The sequence below is a fragment of the Burkholderia sp. Ac-20353 genome (assembly GCF_017104785.1).
Taxonomy (GTDB): domain Bacteria; phylum Pseudomonadota; class Gammaproteobacteria; order Burkholderiales; family Burkholderiaceae; genus Burkholderia.
The window spans coordinates 1-3,793 of record NZ_JAAGPL010000371.1 but is presented as its reverse complement, the minus strand read 5'-3'; the positions used below and the strand labels follow the sequence as shown (position 1 = coordinate 3,793).

5 protein-coding genes are annotated in these 3,793 nt (G+C 68.2%); all 5 read right to left on the bottom strand.

The window, feature by feature from the left end; all coding sequences use genetic code 11:
• Positions 1 to 836, bottom strand: an 836-nt coding sequence (locus G3N94_RS40235; protein ID WP_205799743.1) for a VacJ family lipoprotein, incomplete at its 3' end; no start/stop codon positions are given.
• Positions 837 to 867: 31 nt separating this feature from the next.
• Entirely contained in the window at positions 868 to 1,434 is a 567-nt protein-coding gene (mlaD, locus tag G3N94_RS40230) for an outer membrane lipid asymmetry maintenance protein MlaD (protein WP_205799742.1), read from the bottom strand.
• Between the two features lie 24 nt (positions 1,435 to 1,458).
• On the bottom strand, positions 1,459 to 2,226 hold the full coding sequence (gene mlaE, locus G3N94_RS40225; RefSeq protein WP_205799741.1) for a lipid asymmetry maintenance ABC transporter permease subunit MlaE: 768 nt from the start codon (positions 2,224 to 2,226) through the stop codon (positions 1,459 to 1,461).
• Positions 2,223 to 3,044 carry an ABC transporter ATP-binding protein gene (locus tag G3N94_RS40220; RefSeq protein WP_205799740.1) on the bottom strand — a complete coding sequence of 274 codons (822 nt, stop codon included), beginning with the start codon at positions 3,042 to 3,044 and terminating at the stop codon, positions 2,223 to 2,225. The genes mlaE and G3N94_RS40220 overlap by 4 nt, the downstream gene beginning before the upstream one ends.
• Positions 3,045 to 3,143: 99 nt before the next feature.
• On the bottom strand, positions 3,144 to 3,793 hold a 650-nt coding region (gene thiE / locus G3N94_RS40215), incomplete at its 5' end, for a thiamine phosphate synthase (protein WP_205799739.1).

The window sequence follows — 3,793 nt, the reverse complement described above, 5'->3', positions numbered from 1 at the left end:
GACGCGGCTGCAGGCGCCGCGGCGCTCGCCGGTGCCGCACTGCCGCTGACGGCCGCTCCGGCGGCCCCCGCTGCCGGTGCTGCCGAACCGTCGTCCGGCAGGTCGTACTTCGGCAGCGCTTCGCTGCCCGACGATGCGCCCGCTTCGCCGCGCGCGTTGCCGACCAGCATCTGGCGGCGCTGCAGGTACGCGTTGCGCACGAACGAATACTTGTCGATCGCCGCCGCCTCGAGCACGTCGCCTGCGCCGAGCAGGTTCGCGCGCGTATTGATCAGGTTCACGCCGTAGACGCCCCAGCTCAGGCCGTCCGGCTTCACGTAGGTGAGCGGATTGCCGACATAGTCGACGCCGAGGCCCGCCGCGTCGCGCACCGTGCTCGGCCCGAGCAGCGGCAGCACGAGGTACGGGCCCGCGGGCATGCCGTAGCGGCCCATCGTGACGCCGAAATCGGCCGTGTGCTTCGGCAGCTTCGCGATCGTCGCGACGTCGAACAGGCCGCCGACGCCGAACACCGTGTTGATCACGACGCGCATCAGGTCGCCGACACCGTCTGCGATCCGCAGCTGCACGATATTGTTCGCCGCGATGTAGAGGTCGCCAACGTTCGAGAAGACGTTCGTCACGCTGTCGCGCACCGGCTGCGGCACGACCTTCTGGTAGCCCTGCGCAACCGGCTTCAGCGCATACGTGTCGACGGTGTCGTTGAACTTGAACATCGTCCGGTTGAAGCCTTCGAGCGGATCACCCTTGGTCGGCGTCTGCACGGTGGCGCAGCCGCTCAGTGCAGTCACCGCTGCGACCGCGAGCGCGGCGTGGCTGATGCGAATCGTCTGCATGATCGTTACCCTCTTGAATTCTCTCGTGTGGTTATTGCGCAGCGGCGCCCGACGCGGCGGCCGGCACCGGTGCCGGTGCGGCGGTTGCGGCAGGTGCAGGCGCGGCGGCTGCGCCGGAGGCCGGCTTCGCACCACCCGCGTCCGCTGCCTTGCTGTACAGGAACTGGCCGATCAGGTTCTCGAGCACGATCGCCGACTGCGTCATCGTGACCGTGTCGCCCCCCTTCAGCATCTCGGAATCGCCGCCCGGCTCGAGGCCGATGTACTGCTCGCCGAGCAGGCCCGACGTCAGGATCTTCGCGGACGAGTCCTTCGGGAACTGGTATTGCTTGTCGAGACCGATCGTCACGAGCGCCTGGTAGGTGTTCGTGTCGAAGCCGATCGACTGCACGCGGCCGACCACGACGCCCGCGCTCTTCACTGCCGCGCGCGGCTTCAGGCCGCCGATGTTGTCGAATTTCATCTTCACCGCATACGTCGGCTGAAACGACAGCGAGCTCATGTTGCCGACCTTCAGCGCGAGAAACAGCACCGCGAGGAAGCCTAGCACCACGAACAGGCCGACCCAGAAGTCGAGAGCAGTCTTTTTCATCGTCATCCCAAAATTTGGCTTGGCTGAGGCTTAGCTGAACATCAGCGCGGTCAGCAGGAAATCGAGGCCGAGTACCGCGAGCGACGCGAACACGACCGTCTTGGTGGTCGCGCGCGACACGCCTTCAGGCGTGGGCTTCGCTTCGTACCCTTGAAACAGTGCAATGAAGGTCACGGCGAACCCGAACACGATGCTCTTCAGCACGCCGTTGCCGACGTCGGCCCAGACCTCGACGCCGCCCTGCATTTGCGACCAGAACGCGCCCGGATCGACGCCGATCAGCACGACCCCGACGAAGTAGCCGCCGAGCACGCCCACCGCGTTGAAGATCGCGGCCAGCAGCGGCATCGCGATGATGCCCGCCCACATGCGCGGCGCGATCACCGTCTTCAGCGGATCGACGGCCATCATCTCGAGCGCGGTCAGCTGTTCGCCCGCCTTCATCAGGCCGATCTCGGCGGTCAGCGACGTGCCCGCGCGGCCCGCGAACAGCAGCGCCGTGACGACCGGGCCGAGCTCGCGCACGAGCGACAGCGCGACGAGCAGGCCGAGCGCCTGCTCGGATCCGTAGCGGTTCAGCGTGTAGTAGCCCTGCAGGCCGAGCACGAAGCCGACGAACAGGCCCGACACCGCGATGATCACGAGCGAGTAGTTGCCGAGGAAGTGGATCTGCTTCGTGACGAGCCGCGGCCGACGCAGCAGCGGGAAGAATTCCAGCACGAGGCGCACGAACAGGCGCGTGCCGTAGCCCGCGCGCTCGAGGCCGCCGATGACGTAACGTCCGATCGCGCTGATCATGCGCGCCCTCCGCCGAGCCCGAAGTCCGCACCGAGGGGCGGGCTCGTGTAATGAAATTTGAACGGGCCGTCCGGCGCGCCGTCGATGAACTGGCGCACGCTCGGATCGGTCGATGCGCGCAGCTCGTCGGGGGTGCCCTGCGCGAGCACGCCGCCGTTGGCCAGGAAGTACACGTAGTCGGCGATCGCGAACGATTCCGGCACGTCGTGCGTGACAAGGATCGACGTCGCGCCGAGCGCGTGGTTCAGCGTGCGGATCAGGTTCGCGGTGATGCCGAGCGAGATCGGGTCGAGGCCCGCGAACGGCTCGTCGTACATGATCAGCTGCGGATCGAGCGCGATCGCGCGCGCAAGCGCGATGCGCCGCGCCATGCCGCCCGACACCTCGGACGGCATCAGGTCGCGCGCGCCGCGCAGGCCGACCGCGTTGAGCTTCATCAGCACGAGATCGCGGATCAGTTCCTCGGGGAGGTCGGTATGCTCGCGCAGCGCGAACGCGACGTTCTCGAACACCGACATGTCGGTGAACAGCGCGCCGAACTGGAACAGCATCCCCATCTTGCGGCGTAGCGCGTACAGGCCGTCACGCGTCTGCGCGCCGACGTCCGCGCCATCGAACAGCACCTGGCCGCGGCGCGCGCGCACGAGCCCGCCGATCAGGCGCAGCACGGTGGTCTTGCCGCAGCCCGAGCCGCCCATGACCGCGACCACCTGCCCGCGCGCGAAGCGCAGGTTCAGGTTCGACAGCACGAGGCGATCGCCGTAACCGAAATCGACGTCGCGGAGTTCCAGCAGTGTCTCGGAGGGAGAAGGGCTCACGGAGCTGACAGTCCTTTTACGCAGAACGCCGAATTATAGGGCCTGCATTGGAAACATGTCGTGACGCTGCCCTCGGCCGTCCGGTCAACGATTGTCAAATTATCCTGTGAACATTTGCTGCAACGCAACCAGCGCCGCACGGTAGTCCGCGGCGCCCGTCACCGCGCTGACCACCGCGACACTGCCGACGCCCGTCGCCAGCACGGCCGGCAGCGTGTCCGGTGCGACGCCGCCGATCGCGACGAGCGGCGCCTGCGGGCCCGCGAAGGCCGCGTAGCGGGCGATCCGGGCGAGCCCCTGCGGCGGCGCGGCGACGGCCTTGGTCCGGGTCGCGAACACGGGCCCGAGCGCGAGATAGCTCGGACGCACGTGCAGCGCGCGCAACATTTCGTAATAACCGTGACTCGACAGCCCGAGCCGCAGGCCCGCGCGCGCGATCGCGGCGAGATCGGCGGTCTCGAGGTCTTCCTGTCCCAGATGTACGCCGTACGCGCCCGCATCTGCAGCGATCTGCCAGTGATCGTTGATGAACACGCGCGCATCCGGATGGCGACGCCCCGCCGCGACCGCACCTGCGATCTCGGCGCGCAGCACGTCGGGCGCCGCACCTTTCACGCGCAGCTGTACGGTCAGCACGCCGCAGTCGAGCACCCGCTCGACCCAGTCCGCGCTCGGCACGACCGGATACAGCCCGAGCCGCGCCGGGCACGGCGGGAACGCCGGCTCGGGCGCGGCCGGCAGGCCGGCGA

Bases quoted from the DNA above. Each gene is read 5' to 3' on its own strand.
- mlaD (WP_205799742.1), bottom strand. From the start codon at position 1,434: ATGACGATGAAAAAGACTGCTCTCGACTTCTGGGTCGGCCTGTTCGTG.
- mlaE (WP_205799741.1), bottom strand. From the start codon at position 2,226: ATGATCAGCGCGATCGGACGTTACGTCATCGGCGGCCTCGAGCGCGCG.